Origin of the sequence: Salmonella sp. SAL4457, from assembly GCF_046548235.1 — a bacterium.
Taxonomy (GTDB): domain Bacteria; phylum Pseudomonadota; class Gammaproteobacteria; order Enterobacterales; family Enterobacteriaceae; genus Salmonella; species Salmonella enterica.
Window position 1 is genome coordinate 1 of sequence record NZ_JBGDZO010001384.1, and the last position, 234, is coordinate 234.

At 58.5% G+C, this 234-nt stretch carries 1 protein-coding gene; it reads right to left on the reverse strand.

Going from position 1 to position 234, the window contains the following annotated elements:
- A partial coding sequence (locus ACLJNW_RS28705) for a c-type cytochrome domain-containing protein (RefSeq protein ID WP_410962086.1) occupies positions 1 to 234 on the reverse strand: 234 nt, incomplete at both ends.

Below are 234 nucleotides of genomic sequence, written 5' to 3' on the forward strand. Positions count from 1 at the left end.
TCCATGTCACCGTCGCTCGCCGTTCGCTGTCGCTCGGAAAAGTCTCCGCTTTGTCCTCGGGCGGCATCTCCTTCGTCTCGATCATTTCGGCGACCTTCTCCCAGAGATCCCAGTGGTCGCCAACCGACGAGTCGGCTGTTTGCTGAATCAGTTTCTCGATGCTGACGTCGCCGCGATGCTTGTCGCCGCCATGACACTCGAAGCAGTAGGTCTTAAAGGTTGACGGGACTGACG